Origin of the sequence: Pediococcus acidilactici (genome assembly GCF_016127815.1) — a bacterium.
In the GTDB taxonomy this organism is placed as follows: Bacteria; Bacillota; Bacilli; order Lactobacillales; family Lactobacillaceae; genus Pediococcus; species Pediococcus acidilactici.
The window spans coordinates 1,089,947-1,113,805 of record NZ_CP066046.1 but is presented as its reverse complement, the minus strand read 5'-3'; the positions used below and the strand labels follow the sequence as shown (position 1 = coordinate 1,113,805).

General features: G+C 42.5%; 17 protein-coding genes and 1 pseudogene. 17 read left to right on the top strand and 1 reads right to left on the bottom strand.

Annotation, left to right across the window (positions count from 1 at the left end; all coding sequences use genetic code 11):
* Window positions 1-3 precede the first annotated feature (3 nt).
* The 13 genes and pseudogenes from I6H64_RS05455 to I6H64_RS10265 all read left to right on the top strand — a co-directional run.
* The gene (locus I6H64_RS05455; RefSeq protein WP_008842035.1) at window positions 4-825 is read left to right on the top strand and encodes a collagen-like protein; all 822 of its coding nucleotides are present in this window, start codon (window positions 4-6) and stop codon (window positions 823-825) included.
* An 11-nt stretch (window positions 826-836) separates the two neighbouring features.
* The gene (locus tag I6H64_RS05450) at window positions 837-2,327 is read left to right on the top strand and encodes a hypothetical protein (protein ID WP_008842034.1); all 1,491 of its coding nucleotides are present in this window, start codon (window positions 837-839) and stop codon (window positions 2,325-2,327) included.
* A 57-nt stretch (window positions 2,328-2,384) separates the two neighbouring features.
* Window positions 2,385-2,675: a hypothetical protein gene (locus I6H64_RS05445; RefSeq protein ID WP_036685647.1), complete on the top strand. Its 291-nt coding sequence runs from the start codon at window positions 2,385-2,387 to the stop codon at window positions 2,673-2,675.
* Window positions 2,675-2,917 carry a phage holin gene (locus tag I6H64_RS05440; protein WP_008842032.1) on the top strand — a complete coding sequence of 81 codons (243 nt, stop codon included), beginning with the start codon at window positions 2,675-2,677 and terminating at the stop codon, window positions 2,915-2,917. The genes I6H64_RS05445 and I6H64_RS05440 overlap by 1 nt, the downstream gene beginning before the upstream one ends.
* Window positions 2,901-4,019 carry a peptidoglycan recognition protein family protein gene (locus tag I6H64_RS05435; RefSeq protein WP_008842031.1) on the top strand — a complete coding sequence of 373 codons (1,119 nt, stop codon included), beginning with the start codon at window positions 2,901-2,903 and terminating at the stop codon, window positions 4,017-4,019. The genes I6H64_RS05440 and I6H64_RS05435 overlap by 17 nt, the downstream gene beginning before the upstream one ends.
* 292 nt (window positions 4,020-4,311) lie before the next feature.
* A complete protein-coding gene (locus I6H64_RS05430; RefSeq protein ID WP_158002714.1) occupies window positions 4,312-4,476 on the top strand; it encodes a hypothetical protein in 165 nt (54 codons plus the stop codon).
* Window positions 4,476-5,063 (top strand): GNAT family N-acetyltransferase, encoded by a 588-nt coding sequence (locus I6H64_RS05425; RefSeq protein WP_008842030.1) that lies wholly within the window; start codon window positions 4,476-4,478, stop codon window positions 5,061-5,063. Before I6H64_RS05430 ends, I6H64_RS05425 begins: the two co-directional genes overlap by 1 nt.
* A gap of 765 nt (window positions 5,064-5,828) precedes the next feature.
* A complete protein-coding gene (locus I6H64_RS05420) occupies window positions 5,829-6,677 on the top strand; it encodes an ROK family protein (protein ID WP_056985220.1) in 849 nt (282 codons plus the stop codon).
* The gene (locus I6H64_RS05415; protein ID WP_008842377.1) at window positions 6,658-7,389 is read left to right on the top strand and encodes a sugar phosphate isomerase/epimerase family protein; all 732 of its coding nucleotides are present in this window, start codon (window positions 6,658-6,660) and stop codon (window positions 7,387-7,389) included. Before I6H64_RS05420 ends, I6H64_RS05415 begins: the two co-directional genes overlap by 20 nt.
* Window positions 7,390-7,641: 252 nt before the next feature.
* Entirely contained in the window at window positions 7,642-9,150 is a 1,509-nt protein-coding gene (locus I6H64_RS05410; RefSeq protein ID WP_005919281.1) for a sodium:solute symporter family protein, read from the top strand.
* 14 nt (window positions 9,151-9,164) lie between these two features.
* Window positions 9,165-10,082 carry a dihydrodipicolinate synthase family protein gene (locus I6H64_RS05405; protein ID WP_008842374.1) on the top strand — a complete coding sequence of 306 codons (918 nt, stop codon included), beginning with the start codon at window positions 9,165-9,167 and terminating at the stop codon, window positions 10,080-10,082.
* Between the two features lie 777 nt (window positions 10,083-10,859).
* Window positions 10,860-11,195, top strand: a complete 336-nt coding sequence (locus I6H64_RS05400; protein ID WP_005919288.1) for a hypothetical protein — start codon at window positions 10,860-10,862, stop codon at window positions 11,193-11,195.
* 159 nt (window positions 11,196-11,354) lie between these two features.
* Window positions 11,355-11,441, top strand: a pseudogene (locus tag I6H64_RS10265) (KxYKxGKxW signal peptide domain-containing protein); the annotation flags it as partial.
* A gap of 968 nt (window positions 11,442-12,409) precedes the next feature.
* On the opposite strand, the gene I6H64_RS10125 reads toward I6H64_RS10265, so the two are convergent.
* Window positions 12,410-19,408, bottom strand: coding sequence for a hypothetical protein (locus I6H64_RS10125; RefSeq protein ID WP_232623491.1), 6,999 nt, complete (start codon window positions 19,406-19,408; stop codon window positions 12,410-12,412).
* A 143-nt stretch (window positions 19,409-19,551) separates the two neighbouring features.
* On the opposite strand from I6H64_RS10125, the gene I6H64_RS10120 reads away from it, so the two are divergent.
* From I6H64_RS10120 to I6H64_RS05385, 4 genes are all read left to right on the top strand, one after another.
* Window positions 19,552-19,761, top strand: a complete 210-nt coding sequence (locus I6H64_RS10120) for a hypothetical protein (RefSeq protein WP_205600602.1) — start codon at window positions 19,552-19,554, stop codon at window positions 19,759-19,761.
* Window positions 19,761-20,000 carry an LPXTG cell wall anchor domain-containing protein gene (locus tag I6H64_RS10115; protein ID WP_080600956.1) on the top strand — a complete coding sequence of 80 codons (240 nt, stop codon included), beginning with the start codon at window positions 19,761-19,763 and terminating at the stop codon, window positions 19,998-20,000. The genes I6H64_RS10120 and I6H64_RS10115 overlap by 1 nt, the downstream gene beginning before the upstream one ends.
* Before the next feature lie 278 nt (window positions 20,001-20,278).
* Window positions 20,279-22,486, top strand: a complete 2,208-nt coding sequence (locus I6H64_RS05390; RefSeq protein ID WP_008842188.1) for a glycoside hydrolase family 3 N-terminal domain-containing protein — start codon at window positions 20,279-20,281, stop codon at window positions 22,484-22,486.
* Window positions 22,487-22,509: 23 nt separating this feature from the next.
* The gene (locus I6H64_RS05385) at window positions 22,510-23,856 is read left to right on the top strand and encodes a PTS sugar transporter subunit IIC (protein WP_008842187.1); all 1,347 of its coding nucleotides are present in this window, start codon (window positions 22,510-22,512) and stop codon (window positions 23,854-23,856) included.
* Window positions 23,857-23,859: the final 3 nt, after the last annotated feature.

Genomic DNA, 23,859 nt, shown 5'->3' with positions numbered 1-23,859 from the left:
GTTATGAGATTTGTTAAAGTTTTAAATAAAACCCTGACGAAGGAAAATGATACGGCGGCTACTTATAGGATTAATCTATATGACGATTTAGATATTACTAATTTGGATAACAAGACAGTTGATATTTCAGTCGCAAATGACGACGGGTTTATTGGATTGATTGTGCCAGAAGTCGATAACCCGAATGTAATTATCGATCTAGGTAATACAGTTTTAAATGGATTACCCGCTGGATCTTATTTCTTAGAAATTAATGTCAAGGACGAAAATGGGAATGTAGCTAAGTATCCAACAGCTGGCTATATTACGCTTGACGTCTCACCAGACCTAGTTAAGACCATTGATTCGCTCGTGCCACAGGTAACGTTAGATTCAATCCTCAAAGCCGTTGATGATAAGGTAGCGGAACTAAAAGCTCAAGGCTTAAAGGGAGATAAGGGTGATCCAGGTAAAGATGGTCGTGATGGCCGCGATGGTCTGGACGGCGAAGACGGTAAGGATGGCCGTAATGGGATTGATGGTAAGGACGGTAAAGATGGTGAAAACGGCTTGACACCGTTCTTGGCTTGGGCTGATAGTATGGACGGTTCAACCAATTTCAGCACTACAAATTACAATTTAACCTACGTAGGAATTGCCTATTCGACTGACGATATGCCACCAACAGACCCACATGCTTATAATTGGACACTTAATGCAGAACCCACCGTGTTATCTAATAATGTGGTTGGAGCGTTCGATTATTTGTTGATTCAATCCGCAGATGGCACAGTCTGGCGCGAAATTATCGACAACGATGGCAATGTAACGTTTAATAAGCAATAGGAGGTGATTAGATGCAAATGTCACAGGATTACTTCTTTAATCCACACAAGCCATTCGACGAGAAGGTCGGTATCTTTGCTCATCATCACGGTTCAGCAGTCCAGAAGACAGTTACTTTAGACAACTACAAGAGTTACATTGACAATGAACTTGATTTAGTGGAGGAGATGGGTTATCAACACATTGAGACACCCTTTACCCATGTCGATGATTACAATTCTGAATTTGTTACGGTTGTTCAGTACCTCGTTGATAAAGCATTAAAACGCGGAATAAGCGTGATGGTCATTGCTCAAGGAAGTCAAAATAATGCTTTAACTGAAGCTGAGATTAAGGTTGATTCGGAACGCTATTTGAGAATCATGACTGAATTCGTTATCCGTAACGCTGGTAAGGGGATTATCTACGAGGGCATTAACGAGCCTGATAGTAGTGACTGGTACGGCCAGAACAACATGGAGGGCTACCGCAAAGCGATTGAATGGGATAACAAACTTAAGGCGGTAATTAAGCAATATGACCCAACAGCCACCTTTGTGGAAGCTGTATTAGATCCTATCTACGGTGTGCCTTTAATCAAAGAAGGACTAATTGATAGTGGTGCTTATGCGCGTCATTCTTATACCAAAAATATCGGAACCAAGGGTAACAACGTTCCAGAAAATCAGTTATTAAATCCGCTAGAAACAAGCAGCTACGACGGTGATAAATTTGCGATGACCGAGTTTGGTTTCGCTGTCGAGCACGCTGGCAATGATCAAGAGAACAATTGGCAGGGACTAGTTTCTGAAGACGAATCAGCAGCACTAACAGTTCGACAAATGATAATCCATGATGCTCTTGGAGCACCGATGATGTACAACTTCATTTTGGGTTACTTATATGTATTTAAGCAATACCAATATTTTGACCTGAACAAGAACATCACGCCTACCGGGACGGCGGTTAAAAATGTGCTAAAAGAATTAAAGGGTTACTATTTTGATTCATGGGTCTGGGCTGATGTAGGTGAACATCGAAGCTTTATCGCTAAATATATTAAAGATGGCACGACTAAATATGCTTATTGGAACGCAGACGGAGTTAGTGCTGATATTACGGTCGGTACTAACACGCTCCATGCCACTAGTGCACCGCAATTTACAATTGCTAATCTAGAAGCATCAGTGAACACATTAGTAATACAGACGCCAGTTGGACTTAGCACAATCGATGTTAAGCATCTCCCAGTTAACCAATCAGTACCGCTACAATTGCCTTATGTTAAGGGCTATCAACATAACGAGGTTAATGCTACCTTAGATGGCACTGGTAAGCTAACTCTAGAGGGTGATATCATCTACCGAAAAGCTGATGAATCAGGGTTAAAAGTACAGGCTAAGAAACTGAATGGTTCTTTCAAAAATCTAAAATTAAAGTCACCGGATGGCAGTATCTGGCAAGCGTCAATTTCAGAGGATGGAAAACTAAGCTGGATTAAAAACTATGGTGACCAATTATAAACGCCTAGATTATAGGCGTTTTTTATTTTGAAAAATTAAGGGGAAGAAGGTGTAAGGTTGCATACGCTGTTGGGACTGTCTTGGGGGGAATGGGCATCTATTACAACTGTAGTTATTTTTATGGCAGGCATGGTTAGCCTGCTTTTTAAGTACGTCGTTTTTGGTCCATTTCAGGAAGATATAAAAGATTTAAACAAGAATTTTAAGATGCTTAATAATAATCTAAGCGAGTTAAGGAGTGATATCGCAAAACTAGATAAACGAGCGGACGAACATGACCGAAGATTAGATAGGCATCATGAACGAATTAAGGACTTGCATGACAAAATAATGGGAGGAAGTTACTAATGGAAAAAGTAAAAAACATCAATTGGCACGATGGAAAGCTATGGGCAGGATTGATTAGTCTAGGAATTGTGTTGATTCAGCAATTCATGATAGCCTTTGGCTACAATTATCCAATCGACTGGCAAAATATTGTAGGCATTATTAACACAGTATTAACAATCCTAGGAATGCTGGGAGTGGTTAGTGACGTTACGGCTGTTGATACTGAAGGAGGTAAGGCTGACAATGAAGCTAAAAAATAAATTAATTGCTGGATTGGTCGCTGGAGCAGCGGCCTTTTTTGTTGGACTGAATCAACAGGTGAGCGCTGCAACGATTAACAATGACTATGCTTTAAGCGCTAGTGAAGGCTCATCATTACGTACCAGCAATAACGTAATTATTGCGCACGCCACTGGTACTTATGCTCCAGCTGTCAACAACGCTATTTTTGAAAAACGTACGTGGTATAGCAACGGTGCGTACGTTCAATACATCGTTGGCGATGGTGGTAAGATTTACCGCGTCGGCGCCGAAGGCTATCAAGCGTGGGGCGCTGGTAGCTGGGCTAATGCAAATGCTCCGGTGCAAATTGAACTGGCACAGACGTATGATCAAGCAGAGTTCCGTAAGGACTACGTGACGTACGTTAACTTACTACGTTCCAGCGCTATCAAATACGGAATTCCGACTACTGTAGATGATTCTTCATGGCGTGGCGTTAAGTCACATCTCTGGGTTACTAATAACGTTTGGGGAGATCACACCGACCCTTACGGCTATCTAGCGAGCCACGGAATTAGTAAGTCTCAATTTGCCCACGATGTAAAATACGGAATTGATACGAAGGATTCTGATACTGATAATACAATTAAACCAAGTAAACCTACCAAGCCGACTGATAAAAAGCAGGTAGATGTAACCTACGCGCTTCATCAAAGAGGAGGCAGTTGGTACCCGGATGTTAAAAACTTCGGATCAGGTAGCAACGGCTATGCTGGGGCACCTTATCAAGCAAACGATTTGCTGTACATCAAAGTAAACCGCGGTTCAATTAAGTACCGTGTCCATACGATTGAGGATGGCTGGCTTCCGTGGGTAACTAAAGCAAACAAGAACGACACAGTCAACGGTGTTGCTGGTATTAAGGGCCACACCATCGACGGAGTTCAAATGTATTACACAACGCCATCTGGCGAGCCTTACCAACAAGCTTATTACCGCACGCAAACAGCAAATCGAGCAGGTTGGCTAGGCGTGTGTGCTGATAATGGTTCCGTTGCTGGTTACGACAGCTGGGCTGGCATGCTTGGTGAGCCGCTCGATCGACTGCAAATTAGTATTAACGACCATAGTAATTTTTAAACGTAACAACAGGAAGTAAAAAAGCCTATTCAGTTTAAATACTGGATAGGTTTTTTTGTTAACAACAATTTAAATCAAAAATAAAATTGGTATATTTATTTCTAATATATAGGTTGTGGGCGTATTGACCCCTATTTTTAGTTCTAAGCCCTTTAAAAAAGAATTAGAATGTAAAATGACTACTAATTAATTGTTTTGGTATGTTTCGGGCTCAGATTAAACTGTTGACTTTTTAATTGGTATATTTTTATAATGACATATAGCAATGGACGAGGAGTAAGGAGGGGATATTATGGCTGACTTGGTATTTAATCATAAGATTGATGCTGCTAACCACAAAGAGCTTTTAAGGCTGACAAATATTATCACTCCAAACGAAAATAAAAGGCGACAAGAAGCTAGGAATAATGATAGAATCCGTAGAGGATTTGAAAATATTCCTTTCAGGATTAAGTAATGAAAGACATTAATAAAGCAAAAGTGAAGGCATGTAGAATGTCTTCTTTTATTTTATCTGATTCTGTAAAAAAATTTGATAGTGGTAACAAGCTAATTGATGATTTTTTTAAAAACGAAGCACTTGAATTTGATGAAAAGAATATTGCAGCGACTACAATTTATTATGATGAGATAACTGAAGATGTAGTAGGTTTTTATACTATTGCTGCTGGAATAGTTTCTATAAAAACTTCTAAAATAGACTTAAAGAGAATCGAAATACCCACCACTAGGGAAACAATGGAGGAATTTCCAAGCGTAAACTTGAATTATTTCGCTGTAGATAAAGAATATCAAAATCAAAGAGTGGGTACAGCTATGATGTATCATCTTTTTCTAGATTTAGTTAAGTCAAATTACGATCATGGAATAGGATTTTCTTGTATATTTTTAGAAGCTTTAAATGGCGCGTACGATTTTTATGAACAAATCGGTTTTGAACCGATCTATCCATATCAAGAAAAAATGTATTTAAGCTCATACCAAATGATGATGAGTGTTAATAAACTAATTGACCTAGTTAGACTGGATGACGGATTTAATTAAATTATTTAGCCTCTATCTTCGGATAGGGGCTTTTTTGTTGTCTGGATAGGTTGTTTTAAAGTGTATTTGAGTGTAGGATAATCATTAGTAGGAGGATTAGTTTAAGGGTTAAAGGGGAGTAGGCTCTTGAATTAAGTTCTCCTTTTTTTATATCAAAACGACATCACTGGTGTCTAATATCAAAAATATTAATCTCACCAATTATTTTAGGTAAAAAAATAACTTAAAATAAAAAAAGTCACACAACCGATTAATGGTTAAGTGGACTTTTCTTAATACGATTAAAGTATTACAATGAAGTTGCAAGCTAGGTTCCTCCAAAGAATATCAGGCTTGCCAGGGAATCACCAGTCTATGAATAGGCTGCGTGATTTTTTGTTTGTGTATTTTATTTTGATATCTAAAAGGCAGGTTTATATAGTCAAGGGAAAATCCTAAAAATACAGAATAAAATACGAGATTAATTGTAGAACAAATTTAAAAGGATTACCAATCAAATAACTGAGCGACTTTTGCTAACTATTTGGTCGAATACAGATTAGCATTACCAATTGACATTTACTTATACAGGATCTACTGATTCAAAATAAAAAGCCGTTCGAAATTAATCGAACGGTTTTTTATTGTCTATTTTTAGATGAAGTTACCTCTTTTTTAATTGGGGACTGTGGGGACATCTTGGGGACATACCCACGTTTTTTTATTGCTTTTTATGGTTTTTTATTTTTCGAAAATGACTATATAAAGCCATTTGTAGCATTTTAAATAATAAAAACAATTGATGAACAATTAAATTTTACGGATATAGGGAAGGTTAATACAGAACAAAATCGAAACGGACATATTTTAAAAACCTTGCTGCAGATAAGTCAAACTATTCAAGAAAGGTTCGAACTTGCTGGAATTGGGGTCAGTACGGCGGGAATTGTGGGCCGGGACGGCAGTATTCAATACGCAGGTCCAACCATTCCGGATTATATTGGTACGCCCATTAAAACTAGTTTGACTGCGCAGGCTAACTTACCGGTCAGCGTAGTTAATGATGTCGACGCGGCTTTACTAGGCGAGGTTTTTACGGGACAATTAGTGAATCAAGATGTGTACTGCATGGCGTTAGGTACTGGAATCGGTGGAGCGCATTATCGTAATGGAAAAATTATCAGTGGAGCGCATGGACAGGGCAATTCAGTTGGATATACGTTATTTGATCCGCAAACGAATACCAATTATGAACAACGGGCTTCAACGTTAGTTTTGGAACGCCAACTAGCCGATAAGGGTGTAACGGTAATTGATGCCTTTGAAAAAGCTAAACAGGGTCAAGCAACTTACGAATCAATTATTGAACGGTGGGCTAACGAAGTGGCTAGGGGAATCGCTGAAGTGGTTATTTTATTTGATCCGGACTACATCATAATTGGCGGGGCGGTTTCTGCACAGGGTCAATATTTGATTGATCTGTTTAACAAGCAATTACCTGCATTATTACCCCCAGATTTTAACCGAACCACGCTAAAAATTGCGCAACAAGGTAACCAAGCGCAATTAATTGGAGCAATTGTGCCGTTCTTGAAGAAAAATAAGGAGAAGGTAAATGAAAAAAGTATCGATTAATACCGCAGTATTTTTAAACCAGCTTGAAAATGGACGTAGTCAAAGCGAATGCCTAAAGCAGTTAATTGGAAAGCCAATTGCCGCAATTGAAGTCCGGGGTGAATTTTTTCAAGAAGATCACCGTGATCTAGAGTTAGCTACAATTCAGCGATTGTGTAAGGAAAACGATTGGCAATTTTACTATTCGATTCCCGAAGCCTTATTTACAGAAGGACAATTAAACGAAAATATTTTTGACTATTTAGTCGTGGCAAACGAATTCCAAATTCAAGGATTAAAAATTAGTTTGGGTGACTGCCAAAATACACCCGCTTCAAGTCTAGCGAAATTGCAAAAAGCACTCCGCACGTATTCTGGAGTGGTAACGGTGGAAAATCAACCAAACCAGGATGGGCAATTAGAACTTTTTAAAGATAACTTGATTAAATTGTTGGCGTTGGTTCCTGAGTTAGGTTATACGTTTGACTCGGGAAACTGGTATTGGATAAAAGAAGATCCGCAAAGTGCTTTTGATTCTTTAAAGAAGTGGATTACCGTGTTTCATTTGAAAGATATTACCGATTTAACCACGGTCCGTCTGGGTGAGGGAGCAACTAATTGGCAATCCATGGTGCAAGCTTTAAATTCTGAAGTGCCGGTATTTTTGGAATACGGAGTTACTACTGATGAAGAATTAGACGAAGAAATTCAAAAAGTAAATTTAATTCTTTGAAAGGGTTTACAATTAACAGGGAACAGTTTATAATCTCTATCTGTAATAGTTATTAATGCGAATTCAACTGCCGCAAAGGTTTCACACTACCACATCATGTAGTGCGAGTTTTTGTGGCATTTTTTATTGCAATTTTTGAAAAGATTGGTCGTTAATTCTGAAGGAATCAGGCTTACTGGCTGATAATGCCGCTACTTAAACTACGTGAAAATCATTTAATTTGGAATTCGTAGAAAGTAGGTACTGCGTAATATGGTTAAACAAGGATTCGGTGTTTTAAATTGGCTGGTTTTAATTGCTTATTTAATCATTATGTTAGTAATTGGTTTAAGTTTCAGTAAGAAGAGTTCAAAAAATTCGGAAGAGTTCTTTAAGGCTAGTACTAGTAACGTACCGGCATGGGCGGTCGGATTTAGTATTTTCGCGACAACTTTAAGTGCGATCACCTACATGTCAACTCCAGAAAAATCGTTTTTGACCAACTGGGCTTATGCCTTTGGAAATTTAGCCATTTTTTTGATTACTCCGGTATTAATTAAGTACTACATTCCATTCTTTTCAAAGTTGCGGGTGACCACGGCTTACGAATATTTGGAGTTTCGGTTTAACCCGTTTTTACGGGTGTTTAGCAGCATTTTGTTTGTGTTATTTCACATTGGGCGGATTGCAATTGTAATTTATTTACCGACCGTGGCACTGCAATCCATTATCAACATTAACCCGTACCTAATCGCTTCTTTAATCACCATCCTGTGTATCATTTATACATACCATGGCGGAATGGAAGGGGTAATTTGGAGCGACGTAATTCAAGGAATCCTCCTATTAGTAGGCGCGGTTTTAATTATTTTCTTTGCGGTTCACGGAACCCACGGCGGATTGCAAACCGTTGCGCAAGATGCCGTCAATAAAGGGAAAATTCTAACTAAGGCTGATTTTGTATGGAGCGTTACTAAGTCAACGGTGCCAATCATCCTATTAGGACAGATTTTCAACACTTTGTACCAATACACGGCCAGTCAAGACGTAGTTCAACGGTACACCACTTCGACTGACAATAAGCACATTGCTAAGTCAATTTGGACCAACGCACTGTTGTCATTAATTACCATTCCGCTATTTTACGGGATGGGGACCGTAATTTACAGTTTTTACCAACACGGTGGTAGTTTACCAACCGGATTTAACACTTCTGCATTGGTGCCATATTTTGTATTAACTGAAATTCCAGCGGGAGTTGCCGGGTTGATTATTGCGGCCATCTTTGCGGCTTCGCAAGCTACGATTGCTTCGAGTTTAAATAGTACCGCGGCTTGTTTGGTAACTGATATTCAAAAGCGGTTCATGAAGGACAAGAGCGACCGGATGAGTATGCGGATTACACGGCTAAGTATCTTGATTTGCGGAATTTTTGGCTTGCTAGTGACGCTAGTGTTGATTAAGTTACACAGTTCGGACATGATCGATACGTACCTTTCGTTGTTTGGACTCTTTGGGGTGCCGATTGCCGGAATCTTTGCTCTAGGTATCGTCAGTCAACGGGCAAACGGCTTTGGAGCAACCCTCGGCATGATCGTCACTACGGCAATCTGCTACTTTATCCAAACTCACGGAATCAACGCCCTTTTTGTTAGTGTAGTGGGCTTCCTAGGTGCGATGATTTTAGGATATATATTTAGTTTCCTCAAACCGGGTCATCAACATGACATTACCGGGTTGACGTTTAAAACGATTGATCAAAAAGTTAATCTCAAAAATTAAAAGGAGTAATTGAAATGACAAAAAATCTTGATAAATATAAAGGAATTATCCCTGCATTTTACGCATGTTACGATGACGAAGGTAATGTTAGTCCGGAACGGGTGCAAAAGCTTGCCAAGTATTATTTAGCCAAGGGAGTGAAGGGACTCTACGTCGGCGGATCTTCGGGAGAATGTATTTACCAAACGGTGGAAGAACGGAAGCTAGTTTTGGAAAACGTAATGAAAGCAGTCGGCGGACAAATGACAATTATAGCCCACGTTGCGGCACCATCAACTCGGGATAGCATTGAATTAGCTAAACACGCGGAACAATTGGGCGTGGATGCGTTGGCAGCTATCCCACCAATCTACTTTGTACTGCCAGAGCCCGCAATCGAAGCATACTGGACAAGTATTATGGAGGCAACCAACCTTGATTTCATCATTTATAACATTCCTCAAACAACTGGATACGCATTGTCTGAGAAACTATTTAAGAAGATGATGGCTAAGGAACAGGTGATCGGGGTTAAGAATTCATCCATGCCGGTAATGGACATCAATATGTGGAAATTGCGTACTCCAAAAGAAAATATCATTTTTAACGGCCCTGATGAACAGTTCGTTGGCGGTCGGGTAATGGGCGCAGATGCTGGAATTGGCGGAACGTACGGCGTTTATCCAGAGTTACTTTTAGAAGCTGACCGCTGTGTTCGAGAAGGCGAATTAGATAAGGCGTTGGAAATTCAGTTATGCATCAATGATCTAATTTCACAATTAACTTCATTTAAAGGAAATCTTTACGACGTAATGAAGTTAATTCTGGCGCAAAGAGGGGTTGCCGTGGGCCGCGCCCGTTATCCATTACCACACGTCGAAGAAAGCGAAATGGATCGAGTTACCCAAGTACGGGAAAATATTGATAAGGCAATTGAGAAATACGTTGGCTAGGTTAGTAATTTTGGTTTATTCATTCATAGCTAAAATTAAAAATTTTAAAGTGTTTGGTCAATTCTGCTGAATTTAAAGCAAATGTTAGACAATAATGAGTGTAATTAAGAAACACTCCCTTTATGAATATAGAAATTATTAAAGCTCAGACCATGCATACTTGCATGGCCTGAGCTTTTTTCTATGGTCAAATAATAATTTCGTAAAGAATACCCTATGTTTTACGTATATTGTATATTTTTTTACAAAATCAAAAAAGAAGGCGATTTTGCGGCAAAAATGTCTTTTTAGGGTAAACCCTAAAAAGACAGATAAATTGAGCGTAAGCATATTCATTAGCAACGCCTACGAGTTACACCATGTAGAAAAGTTTACCCTATTAATAACGAGTTGTATACCCCTTTTACGTAATTATTTATCTATCGGATAAACTTTAAAAGTAGGCTTAATTCGCCGGTTTAACTGGTATCAAGTTTTCCAAAGAATACAAAATTCACGTTTATAATCCACTTTTTTAAACAAAATCAAACGTAAAATGAGCGTCAGATAAAGTATTAATAATACACGTTAAAAAATGAAGGCAATGTCTTTTTAGGGTTTACCCTAAGGAGCTAGTTTATCAAATTTTTAGTGGAGGAGTGGCTGAATATTTCAAGGAAAATCGATTTAACCGGTAAAAGTTTTGGCCGGCTCAAAGTTCTAGAGACCGTTTCACGGCGAGGGGCTAATAAAAACTTGATTTGGTTATGTAAATGTAAATGTGGAGATACCGTCGAGGTGGATAGTTATTCACTTAGGCACGGGATTGTTCGAAGTTGTGGTTGTTTAAGAAGGGAAGCCTCGGCACAACGAATTCGTCAAAATCGCAACACTAAAAGGTTTATTGGAAACCCTAAAGGTCTTAAAGATAAGCTTGGTAACCCGGTGAAAATGATTTACGTGGGCAAACGAAATAAAAGTGGAATAGTTGGAGTTTCTTTTGATAAAAGTGTGCAACGTTGGCGAGCGAGGATGATGTATAAAGGAGAGTTCAAACTAAACGAGGCATTCGAAGACTTTACGGATGCAGTAATTGCACGAAAGAATGCTGAACAAAGGTATCTTAAACACTGAAGAAGGTATATAGTGTATGTGTGGAATGATTAACTCGGTTATTAAGTGTTGAAGTGATATTTTATTTGGATGCGCTTTATTAGCAAAAAAATGAATAATAATAATTTTTTACTTGTAAGTAGGTAATTGTGCGTTTGATATATATATAAGGAGAAACTGATGTCCAGAAATAAACTATGGAATGTCAACGAAAAAAAGCGTTATAAAATGTACAAAGACGGCAAGCAATGGCTATTTGCCGGGATAGGATTAGTTACTGGTCTTCTAGGGGCGGGTTCAACTAATACTGTAAGCGCTGCCGAGAAAAGGGCAATAACTAAGAATTTCAAGAACGAAGACGCAGTGTTAGCAACGAAAACAAGTGCGGTTATTCCAAAATCAGAGATGAAAGACTCAACAGCAGTCAGCCCAAACAGTAAAGAAGGTTCGGCATCTACAAGCCAGACCTGTGCGAATAACTCAGCAAAGGCGAACACTACAAAAAATTCGAGAGTGGATAGCAAGGATATTAGCCAAACAGACAGTAAATCAAAAGTGCTAAATAGCAATTCTGAAAATAGTGATTCTAAAAGCAGTTCATTGGAAAAAAAAGATAATTCAAATAGTACTGAAGCTAAATATCAAAATTCTATAAGCGTCTCATTATCAATTTCAGAAAGTCAAAGTGCCAGTAATAATAATATAAAAAATAAGCATAGTACGTCTAAAGAAGTAACGGATACTAAAAATGATGTCTTTCATCAGACGGTTTTACATACTGATGAAGACGGCAATAACTTGTTAGATCCGGAAGAATCTGATCATCATTCAGGGGAACAATTAGATCTAACTCCTCCAGAATTTAATGATCCTAATTATGTTTTAGATCTTGATCAGTCAACTTTATATATAGAAAATGTAGAAATGTCATTAAGTCAATGGATGGAGCTTGTTAAATATTTTGGCCCATTTCATAGCGCTCAAGAATTTATTGATGCAATAAATAGGGGGTCTCACTATGATAAAGATGAAGGTAATATTGTATTGCGGTATGTATACCTTCATCAAGAAAATAAAATTGACTTAGTGGTTCACGACGAAGAAACTCATGTAGGGGACCCACATTTAACGGCCGCAGATTTTGTTGTTTCAGTAACGAATTCAGACGGAAGCCCTGGGGATCCTGCAGATGTCCAAGCTAATTTTGATGATGTGAATTGGGACGTAGCGGGAACTTACACGGTACATTTAGAATATTTTGATCCGAAAAGTCTCGCAAGCGTTGAACGAGATGCAACTTTAACGGTGGTTGATGATTCGGGCTCTGAGTCAGCATCGATGTCAGATTCCGAGTCATCATCGATATCCGATTCTGAAGCAGCGTCAACATCTGATTCCGAGTCGGCATCCGGTTCTGATTCGGTCTCGAAGTCCACGTCTGGCTTTAACTCGATCTCAGCCTCTGACTCTGACTCGATTTCTAAGTCAACTTCTGGCTCGGACTCGGTTTCGACATCTGGTTCAGACTCAGTATCGACTTCCGGTTCTGATTCGATTTCTAAGTCAACATCAGATTCTGAATCAATTTCGACTTCTGGTTCAGACTCAATCTCGACCTCTGGTTCCGATTCGATCTCAGCATCTGGTTCCGACTCAGTTTCGAAGTCAACGTCTGGTTCCGAATCGATCTCGACTTCCGGGTCAGATTCAGTTTCGGGTTCCGGTTCTGATTCAATTTCGAAGTCAACGTCCGGTTCCGAATCAATCTCGACTTCTGGTTCAGACTCAGTTTCGGGCTCCGGCTCCGACTCAATTTCGAAGTCGACGTCCGGTTCGGAATCAATCTCGACTTCTGGCTCAGATTCAGTTTCGGGTTCCGGTTCTGATTCAATTTCGAAGTCAACGTCTGGTTCCGAATCAATCTCGACGTCTGGCTCAGACTCAGTATCGACTTCCGGCTCTGATTCGGTATCGAAGTCAACGTCTGGTTCCGAATCAATTTCAACTTCTGGTTCAGACTCAATTTCGGGCTCCGGCTCCGACTCAATTTCGAAGTCGACGTCCGGTTCGGAATCAATCTCGACTTCTGGCTCAGATTCAGTTTCGGGCTCCGGCTCCGACTCAATTTCGAAGTCGACGTCCGGTTCGGAATCAATCTCGACTTCTGGTTCCGACTCGATCTCAGCATCTGGTTCCGACTCAATTTCGAAATCGACTTCTGGTTCCGAATCAATCTCCACCTCTGGTTCCGACTCAGTTTCAGGCTCCGGCTCTGACTCAATTTCGAAGTCAACGTCTGGTTCCGAATCGATCTCGACTTCCGGTTCTGATTCGGTCTCGACCTCTGGATCCGACTCGATCTCAGCATCTGGATCCGACTCAATTTCGAAGTCAACGTCTGGTTCTGAATCACTCTCGACGTCCGGTTCGGACTCAGTATCGACTTCCGGCTCTGATTCGGTATCGAAGTCAACGTCCGGTTCTGAATCAATTTCGACTTCCGGTTCCGATTCGATCTCGAAGTCAACGTCTGATTCGGTTTCGAAGTCGACATCAGGCTTTGATTCAATTTCGGGCTCCGGTTCTGATTCGATTTCGAAGTCAACGTCCGGTTCCGAATCAATCTCCACCTCTGGTTCCGACTCAGTTTCGGGCTCCGGTTCTGATTCAATCTCGAAGTCAACATCTGGTTCCGAATCGATCTCAACTTCTGGCTCAGATTCAGTTTCGGGTTCCGGTTCTGACTCAATTTCGAAGTCAACGTCTGGTTCTGAATCGATCTCGACTTCTGGCTCAGATTCAGTTTCGGGCTCCGGCTCTGATTCTGTCTCGAAGTCAACGTCTGGTTCTGAATCGATCTCGACTTCTGGTTCAGATTCGGTATCGAAGTCAACGTCCGGTTCGGAATCACTCTCGACGTCTGGCTCCGACTCAGTATCGACCTCTGGTTCAGATTCGGTATCGAAGTCAACGTCCGGTTCGGAATCACTCTCGACGTCTGGCTCCGACTCAGTATCGACTTCCGGCTCTGATTCGGTATCGAAGTCAACGTCTGGCTCCGAATCAATCTCGACTTCCGGTTCGGACTCAGTATCGACTTCCGGCTCTGATTCGGTATCGAAGTCAACGTCCGGCTCCGAATCACTCTCGACTTCCGGTTCGGATTCAGTATCGAAGTCAACGTCCGGTTCTGAATCAATCTCGACTTCCGGTTCGGACTCAGTATCGACTTCCGGCTCTGATTCGGTATCGAAGTCAACGTCCGGCTCCGAATCACTCTCGACTTCCGGTTCGGATTCAGTATCGAAGTCAACGTCCGGTTCTGAATCACTCTCGACTTCTGGTTCCGACTCAGTATCGACTTCCGGTTCGGATTCGATCTCAGCATCCGGCTCTGACTCAATTTCGAAGTCAACGTCCGGTTCGGATTCGATTTCGGCTTCAGGTTCTGATTCCATCTCGAAGTCGACCTCCGGCTCTGACTCAATTTCGAAGTCAACTTCTGGTTCTGAATCAATCTCCACCTCTGGTTCCGATTCAATTTCGGGCTCCGGTTCTGATTCCATCTCGAAGTCAACGTCCGGTTCGGATTCGATTTCGAAGTCAACCTCTGGTTCCGGTTCTGATTCGGTTTCAGCTTCCGGCTCTGATTCCATCTCGAAGTCGACCTCGGGTTCGGATTCGATTTCGGCCTCCGGTTCTGACTCAATTTCGAAGTCAACTTCTGGTTCGGATTCGATTTCAACCTCCGGTTCGGATTCAATTTCGAAGTCAACTTCGGGTTCCGAATCACTCTCGACTTCCGGTTCTGACTCAATTTCGAAGTCAACTTCTGGTTCGGATTCAATTTCAACATCCGGTTCTGACTCAATTTCGAAGTCAACTTCTGGTTCAGATTCAATTTCGGCCTCCGGTTCGGATTCGATTTCGAAGTCAACCTCTGGTTCCGGTTCTGATTCGGTTTCAGCTTCCGGCTCTGATTCCATCTCGAAGTCGACCTCTGGTTCCGAATCGCTCTCGACTTCTGGTTCTGACTCAATTTCGAAGTCAACTTCGGGTTCCGAATCACTCTCGACTTCCGGTTCCGATTCGGTTTCGACTTCCGGTTCTGATTCAACTTCCGGTTCTGATTCAACTTCGAAGTCAACTTCGGGTTCTGAATCACTCTCGACCTCTGGCTCAGATTCACTTTCTAAGTCAACATCGGGTTCGGACTCGCTTTCGAAGTCCGATTCTGGTTCCGATTCGATTTCTAAGTCAACTTCCGGTTCGGATTCAATTTCGGCCTCCGGCTCTGATTCAATTTCGAAGTCAACTTCGGGCTCCGACTCAATTTCAGCTTCCGGCTCTGATTCAATTTCGAAGTCAACTTCGGGCTCCGAATCACTCTCGACGTCCGGTTCTGACTCAATCTCGAAGTCGACCTCTGGTTCTGACTCAATCTCTGGTTCCGGTTCTGACTCAATTTCTAAGTCAATCTCTGGTTCTGGCTCCGATTCGGTTTCAGCTTCCGGTTCTGATTCGATTTCTAAGTCAACCTCTGGTTCCGAATCAATCTCGACTTCTGGCTCTGGTTCAGACTCGATTTCTAGGTCAACTTCTGGTTCAGACTCGCTTTCGAAGTCTGATTCTGGTTCGGATTCGATTTCTAAGTCAACTTCTGGTTCGGATTCGATTTCGGCCTCTGGTTCTGATTCAATCTCGAAGTCAACTTCGGGCTCCGAATCAATCTCGACTTCCGGTTCCGATTCAATTTCGAAGTCGACTTCTGGTTCCGGCTCCGATTCGGTTTCAGCATCCGGCTCTGATTCAATTTCGAAGTCGACGTCAGGTTCTGAATCGATTTCAACCTCCGGCTCTGGTTCGGACTCAATTTCGAAGTCGACTTCCGGTTCCGACTCGCTTTCGAAGTCTGATTCTGGTTCTGATTCGATCTCGAAGTCAACTTCGGGCTCCGATTCGATCTCGGCCTCTGGTTCTGATTCGATTTCTAAGTCAACTTCGGGCTCCGAATCAATTTCGACCTCCGGTTCCGATTCGATTTCTAAGTCGACCTCTGGTTCGGATTCAATTTCGGCATCCGGCTCTGATTCAATTTCGAAGTCAACTTCGGGTTCCGAATCACTCTCGACTTCCGGATCTGACTCAATTTCGAAGTCAATCTCTGGTTCCGGCTCCGACTCAATTTCGGGCTCCGGTTCTGATTCGATTTCTAAGTCAACCTCTGGTTCCGAGTCAATCTCGACCTCCGGCTCTGGTTCCGACTCGCTTTCGAAGTCAACATCCGGTTCGGACTCGCTTTCGAAGTCCGATTCTGGTTCTGATTCAATCTCGAAGTCGACTTCCGGTTCCGATTCGATTTCGGCTTCTGGTTCGGATTCAATTTCGAAGTCAACGTCAGGCTCAGAATCAATCTCGGCCTCCGGCTCTGACTCAATTTCGAAGTCAACGTCAGGTTCCGACTCAATTTCGGGCTCCGGCTCTGACTCAATTTCGAAGTCAATCTCTGGTTCTGGTTCGGATTCGGTTTCAGCTTCTGGCTCCGATTCGATTTCTAAGTCAACTTCCGGTTCCGAATCGATTTCGACCTCCGGCTCCGGTTCGGACTCGATTTCTAAGTCAACTTCAGGTTCGGACTCGCTTTCGAAGTCCGATTCTGGTTCGGATTCGATCTCGAAGTCAACTTCCGGCTCGGATTCGATTTCGGCCTCCGGTTCTGATTCAATCTCGAAGTCGACTTCCGGTTCCGAATCAATTTCGGGCTCCGGTTCGGACTCAATTTCGAAGTCGACGTCTGGTTCCGAATCGATTTCAACCTCCGGCTCTGGTTCGGATTCGATTTCGAAGTCCACATCTGGATCTGACTCGCTTTCGAAGTCCGATTCTGGTTCTGATTCGATCTCGAAGTCGACTTCCGGCTCGGATTCAATTTCGGCATCTGGCTCGGATTCAATTTCGAAGTCGACGTCTGGTTCCGAATCAATCTCGACCTCCGGTTCTGATTCGATTTCTAAGTCAACTTCTGGTTCCGGTTCTGATTCTGTTTCAGCTTCTGGCTCTGACTCGATTTCTAAGTCAACTTCTGGCTCCGAATCAATCTCGACTTCTGGTTCGGATTCAATCTCGAAGTCAATCTCTGGTTCCGGCTCTGACTCGGTTTCAGCTTCTGGCTCGGATTCGATTTCTAAGTCAACTTCTGGCTCCGAATCAATCTCGACTTCTGGCTCTGGTTCCGATTCAATTTCGAAGTCGACGTCTGGTTCCGACTCGCTTTCGAAGTCCGACTCTGGTTCTGATTCAATTTCTAAGTCAACGTCTGGTTCGGATTCAATTTCGGCATCTGGCTCGGATTCAATTTCGAAGTCGACTTCTGGCTCTGAATCGATCTCGGCTTCCGGTTCCGACTCAATTTCGAAGTCGACGTCTGGTTCCGAATCGATTTCAACTTCCGGCTCTGGTTCGGATTCGATTTCGAAGTCCACATCTGGATCTGACTCGCTTTCGAAGTCCGATTCTGGTTCTGATTCAATCTCGAAGTCAACCTCCGGTTCGGATTCGATTTCAGCATCTGGTTCGGATTCCATTTCGAAGTCGACCTCTGGTTCCGAATCGATTTCAACTTCCGGCTCTGACTCCATTTCGAAGTCGACATCTGGTTCTGGTTCCGAATCGCTCTCGACGTCCGGCTCCGACTCAATTTCGAAGTCAACTTCCGGTTCGGACTCGCTTTCGAAGTCTGATTCTGGTTCGGATTCGATCTCGAAGTCAACTTCCGGCTCCGAATCAATTTCGGCCTCCGGCTCTGACTCAATTTCGAAGTCGACGTCTGGCTCTGGCTCCGAATCACTCTCGACTTCCGGCTCCGATTCAATTTCGAAGTCGACTTCCGGTTCGGACTCGCTTTCGAAGTCAGCTTCTGGTTCGGATTCAATTTCGAAGTCAACGTCCGGTTCGGATTCAATCTCTGGTTCCGGCTCTGATTCAATTTCGAAGTCGACTTCTGGTTCCGAATCACTCTCGACTTCCGGTTCGGACTCGCTTTCGAAGTCAACCTCGGGCTCGGATTCAATCTCCGGTTCCGGCTCCGATTCGATCTCGAAGTCGACCTCTGGTTCCGAATCAATCTCGACCTCTAGCTCAGATTCGGACTCGCTTTCGAAGTCAGCTTCTGGTTCGGATTCGATTTCTAAGTCAACTTCTGGTTCTGACTCAATTTCGAAGTCAACGTCTGGTTCGGACTCGTTGTCTAGATCAGCTTCTGGTTCGGACTCGATTTCTAAGTCAACCTCTGGTTCTGGCTCGATTTCAGCTTCTGGCTCGGATTCAATCTCGAAGTCAACATCTAGTTCGGACTCGTCGTCTAGATCAGCTTCTGGTTCCGATTCAATCTCGAAGTCAACCTCTGGTTCAGACTCGATTTCGAAGTCAACTTCCGGCTCGGATTCGATTTCGACCTCTGGTTCTAGTTCGGACTCATCGTCTAGATCAGCCTCTGGCTCCGATTCGATTTCGAAGTCAACTTCTGGCTCGGACTCAATCTCGAAATCAACTTCTGATTCCGACTCGATGTCTAGATCAGCCTCTGGCTCGGATTCAATCTCGAAGTCAACCTCTGGTTCGGACTCGATTTCTAAGTCGACGTCCGGTTCTAGTTCAGTTTCGGCTTCTGGTTCGGACTCGATTTCTAAGTCAACTTCTGGCTCTAGTTCAGTTTCGGCTTCTGGCTCTGACTCAATTTCGAAGTCAACCTCTGGTTCGGATTCAATCTCGAAGTCAACCTCTGGCTCAGATTCAATCTCGAAGTCAACCTCTGGCTCAGATTCAATCTCGAAGTCGACCTCTGGCTCTAGCTCGATTTCGGCTTCTGGTTCGGACTCGCTTTCGAGATCAGCATCTGATTCCGATTCAGCATCGAAGTCAGCTTCGATTTCCGATTCAGCTTCTAAGTCAGACTCACGAGATATCGCTAGTGAATCACGTTCGACATCTGATAAACAAGAAAGTGAATCGAAGTCGACGTCTGATAAGCAAGAAAGCGAATCGAAGTCAGCATCTGACAAGCAAGAAAGCGAATCGAAGTCCACGTCTGACAAGCAAGAGAGTGAATCACAGTCTGCATCCGATAAGAATGATAGCGGCTCGAACAGCGGATCAAATTCGGACTCGAACAACAACGGTTCCAACTCCGATTCTGATAACAACGGTTCCGGTTCTGATTCAACGGATAACCACAACCATCATTCAGGAGACGGCTCAGATTCTAACTCGAACAACGATGACTCCGATAACGGATCTAACAATGGATCGAACTCTGATTCGAATAACGACGGATCCAACAACGGTTCTGGCTCTGACTCCGATAACGGCGGCTCGAACAATGGCTCAGGTTCTGATTCGAATAACGGCGGTTCCAACAATGGGGCTGGCGACAACTCGAATGACGGTTCTGGAAATAATCACGGAACTGACCAAGGCAATGGTTCGAATGGCTCAGGTGATGGAACCTGGAATGGCGGTGCTGGCAACGGCACAGGTAACGGTACTAACGGCGGCAATGGCAATACCGGCAACGGCGGAGCTAGCCTAGTGGATACTGGATATCAACCAGGCAACGGCCAAGGTGACGGTAGTGTCGACCTTACCCAAGGTAATGGTGGCAACGGCACAAATAGTTCGAATGGCGGAACAAATAGCGCAGAACGCTTACCACAAACTGGTGAGGAAGATAACGCTAGTGCTCTTGCAGCTGGTACAGTTGGCTTGATTGGTGGATTACTTGGACTCTTCGGTCTTGGTAAGAAGCGTAAACGTCACGATGAAGAATAATCGTCGACTTTAAAGTTAAGAAGAGTTATTCGTTCAACGGTTAGAAAAAAATACAAGTTTAAAAAAATACCTGTAGTTAGTGGTAGGTGGTAACTATCGCTAACAGCAGGTATTTTTTAGTAAATAAAATGAATATTTGAAGAGCGTGGAAACATAGTTTTTGGTTTTTGAACGTTTTTGTTATAAACACTATTTTCTTGATATATTTTAAGAGTTAAATATTTTATACTGCAATTGTAAGAGAATTGAAAGCGATTACTCAAAGAGGGGGGAGTTACTTGGAAGAAATAAAGTTAAGAAAATTGTTTAATGATTTAAGTGATGCAGAGAAGGTCAGTCAGACTGTTCAATTGAATGGAGACCTTTTTGTGGAAAGTGGGGTGATGAGTACTGGACCAAAAACGGATTTAGGATTACCAGCTGATTTTAATTATTATGAAATCGGGTCAATTTATAACGTTAACGACCATCGCAAGTTGAAAAAATTGCAAACGGAAGTATTGGAAAAGAGCCGTCATCGGATACCGCTATTATTCATGTCAGATATTATTTATGGATTTCGAACGATTTTTCCAATGCCGTTAGCGCAAGCAGGCTCGTATAATTTTGATTTAATTCAACGAGCGGCAGCGGTAACTGCAAAAGAAAGTTACCAAAATGGTCTTCACGTAGTTTTTTCGCCCATGCTCGATTTGGTGCGCGATCCGCGTTGGGGACGAGTAATGGAATCACCTGGAGAAGATGTATACACTGCCAAAGAATTTGGACGACACGTCGTCCGCGGGTACCAAGGGGACTTGGCTGACGGAAAAATTACCCGTAACCACGTTGCAGCTTGCATCAAGCATTTTGCGGCCTACGGTGCTCCAGAAAGCGGTCGCGAGTACAATGCGGTGGAGTTGTCTTACCAAAAACTCTATAATGAGTATTTGCAACCATACCAAGCCGCAATTGAAGCAAAAACTCAATTAGTAATGACTGCCTTCAACCTTTTAAATGGCGTACCAGCAACTGGGAACCGGTGGTTAAATCGGGAAGTTCTTCGAGATCGATTTGGGTTTGAAGGAGTGTTGGACGCAGATTACTCTGCAATTGCAGAATTAGTAAATCACGGCTACGCAGCCAATTCCCAAGAAGCCGCTCAAAAAGCGTTGCGTGCGGGAGTAGACTTGGATATGATGACGGCGGTTTATGCCAATGGATTACCGAAGGTGCTTAAAAATCCTAAGATGCGTCAATTATTGGATGAGGCAGTTTGGCGAATCCTAGTTTTAAAGAATAAGTTGGGACTATTTGAAAATCCTTTTCGTGGATTGGATGAGCCAGCCACTGGTAAGATTCTTGCTGAGGAAGATCGAGCTTTAGCTGCCCAATTGGTTGAGGAAAGCAGCGTTTTATTGAAAAATAAAAGCGCTTTACCACTCCGACAAGACCAAAAAATCGCCGTGATTGGTCCGTATGGGGAAAGCAAACTTACCCTGGGCTTCTGGGCTTCAGTAAGCGGTAAATCTACCGACGTAGTTCCTTTAAAAGAGGGACTACAAGCAGAATTTAATCCCGCACAGTTATCGTTTAGTCGAGGATATAACTTGTTTGATTCTTATAAGCCTTTTGGACCCTTAAAACAAGGGATTGAAATGGTTAATGGCCCAATTGAGGACGAAAACTTACTCTTACAACAAGCTGAAAAACAGGCAGCCGCGGCGGACGTAGTGGTCTTGACCATTGGAGAAAACTTTTTAGAAAGTGGAGAAGGTGCAGCTAAAGCACATTTGACCCTGCCGGTTAAGCAAAAGCGACTTATTCAAGCAGTTGCTAAGCAGGGGAAACCGATTGTGGGCATCGTTTATACCGGTCGGCCACTAGTGTTAACTGATGTAGAACCGTACTTTGATAGTTTGTTATTGGTTTGGTTCCCTGGAATTATGGGTGGAACCGGAATTGCTAATTTACTATCTGGTAAGGCAAGCCCTTCAGCGCGGTTATCAATGACTTTTCCACGGAGTGAAGGACAATTGCCAATTTATCAAGCTCGCACCCCGACCGGCCGTCCGCTGGGGGAAAGCAACCATTCGGGCCGGTTCGTTTCCAAATACATTGATGAAAGTAACGAGCCATTGTACCCATTTGGCAGCGGACTTAGTTATGCAAGGTTCACGGGACGTTGGCGAGAATTGCACCAAGCTACAACGACTTTAAAGGGCAAATTTGAAGTGGAAAATTTAAGTGACCGAGCCGCAGCGACGGTGGTTCAGATTTATCTCAAGCAATTCCCGGCGGAGATTGTCCAACCAATCAAACGGTTAGTTAAGGCCGTTAAGGTTCAGTTTACGGGAGCTGGTAAGCAAGTAATTGATGTCGAAATACCGGTGGCAGAATTAGCATACTTTGACAACCAGGGTGAAAAACATCTCGAGCACATTGAGTACCAGTTCCAACTCGATATTTTAGGGGAAACCTCAGAAATTAACTTGAAACTAAATTAAAATTAGGTAAAGGAGTATCAAAAATGAACAATTTAGAGAAATTTTTAAATGACAAATTATTGCCAATCTCAGAAAGATTACAAAAAAATAAAATTCTAGCAGCGTTAATGGAAGGGTTTATTCGGACCAGTCCAATTACGTTGGGAATTGCGTTAATCACCATTATCGGAAACTTTCCGGTTCCAGGTTGGACTCAATTTTTAACTAAGATTGGAATTTTCCAACATGTCGAAGCGATTACTAACGGGGCTACCGGAGTTTTCTCGCTATACGTAGTGTATAGTTTAGCCTTTTCTTACGCGAAGCAATTGAAAACTAACGAACGGAATGCTTCATTAATTTCGTTAGCCAGTTTCATCATGTTAATGCCGCAATCGGTTACCACCACGGTAATGAAGAGCGGCCACACGACTAGCCAAGCAATTGGAGCATTAAAACTTGATTATTTAGGCGGACAGGGACTATTTATTGGAATGATTTTAGCATTGGTAATCACTCGACTTTACGCAGCTCTTTCCAAAAAGAACTTGATGATCAAGCTTCCAGAAAGCGTTCCGCCAATGGTTACCCAATCTTTATCTCCAGTGTTCGTGGTTACCATCATCTTCGTACTAGTATTCATTGTCCGGGTATTGTTTGGTTTGACTCCTTCGGGAACTATCTTCCAATTCTTCGTTGACGCAATCAATGCTCCGTTAAATTCATTAGTTGCTAGTCCGCTTTCAATTATCTTGATAATGGAACTCTTAGCAATTTTCTGGTTCTTTGGAATCCACAACGCTGTTTTACAAGGACCTTTAGGCGCAGTTAGCATGACCATGATCGTTGGTAACATCACTGCTTTCCAACATGGCCAAAAATTACCATACTTGTTACCTTCCGTAATTTACATGGGAATGTACGCAGCGGGATTCATGGGCTTAGTTACCTTTGTAATGATTCGCAGTAAGTCAACTAAGATGAAGCAATTAGGTAAATTAGCATTTATTCCATCACTGTTTAATATTTCAGAACCGATTATGTTTGGGATGCCAATTATTTTGAACCCGCTCTTCTTTATTCCGCAAGTATTTACGCAATTAATTGCGGGCTTTGTAACCTGGGGCTTAACGACCACTATTTTACCAATTTCACTTAACCCAACGATGTCGCTACTCCCATGGACTACGCCAACTTTCGTTAAGATGCCGTTTTCAGGGGGCTTAAACTACACCATCCTAATGGTAATTTGTATGGCAATTGGAATTTTAATGTGGTACCCATTCATTAAGGTTGCTGACAACAAAGAATACCGCTTAGAAATGGAACTCGCTAAAAAAGAACAGACTGAAACTGCAGCGGAAAAAGAAGCGGAAGCAGTTACTGAATAGTGT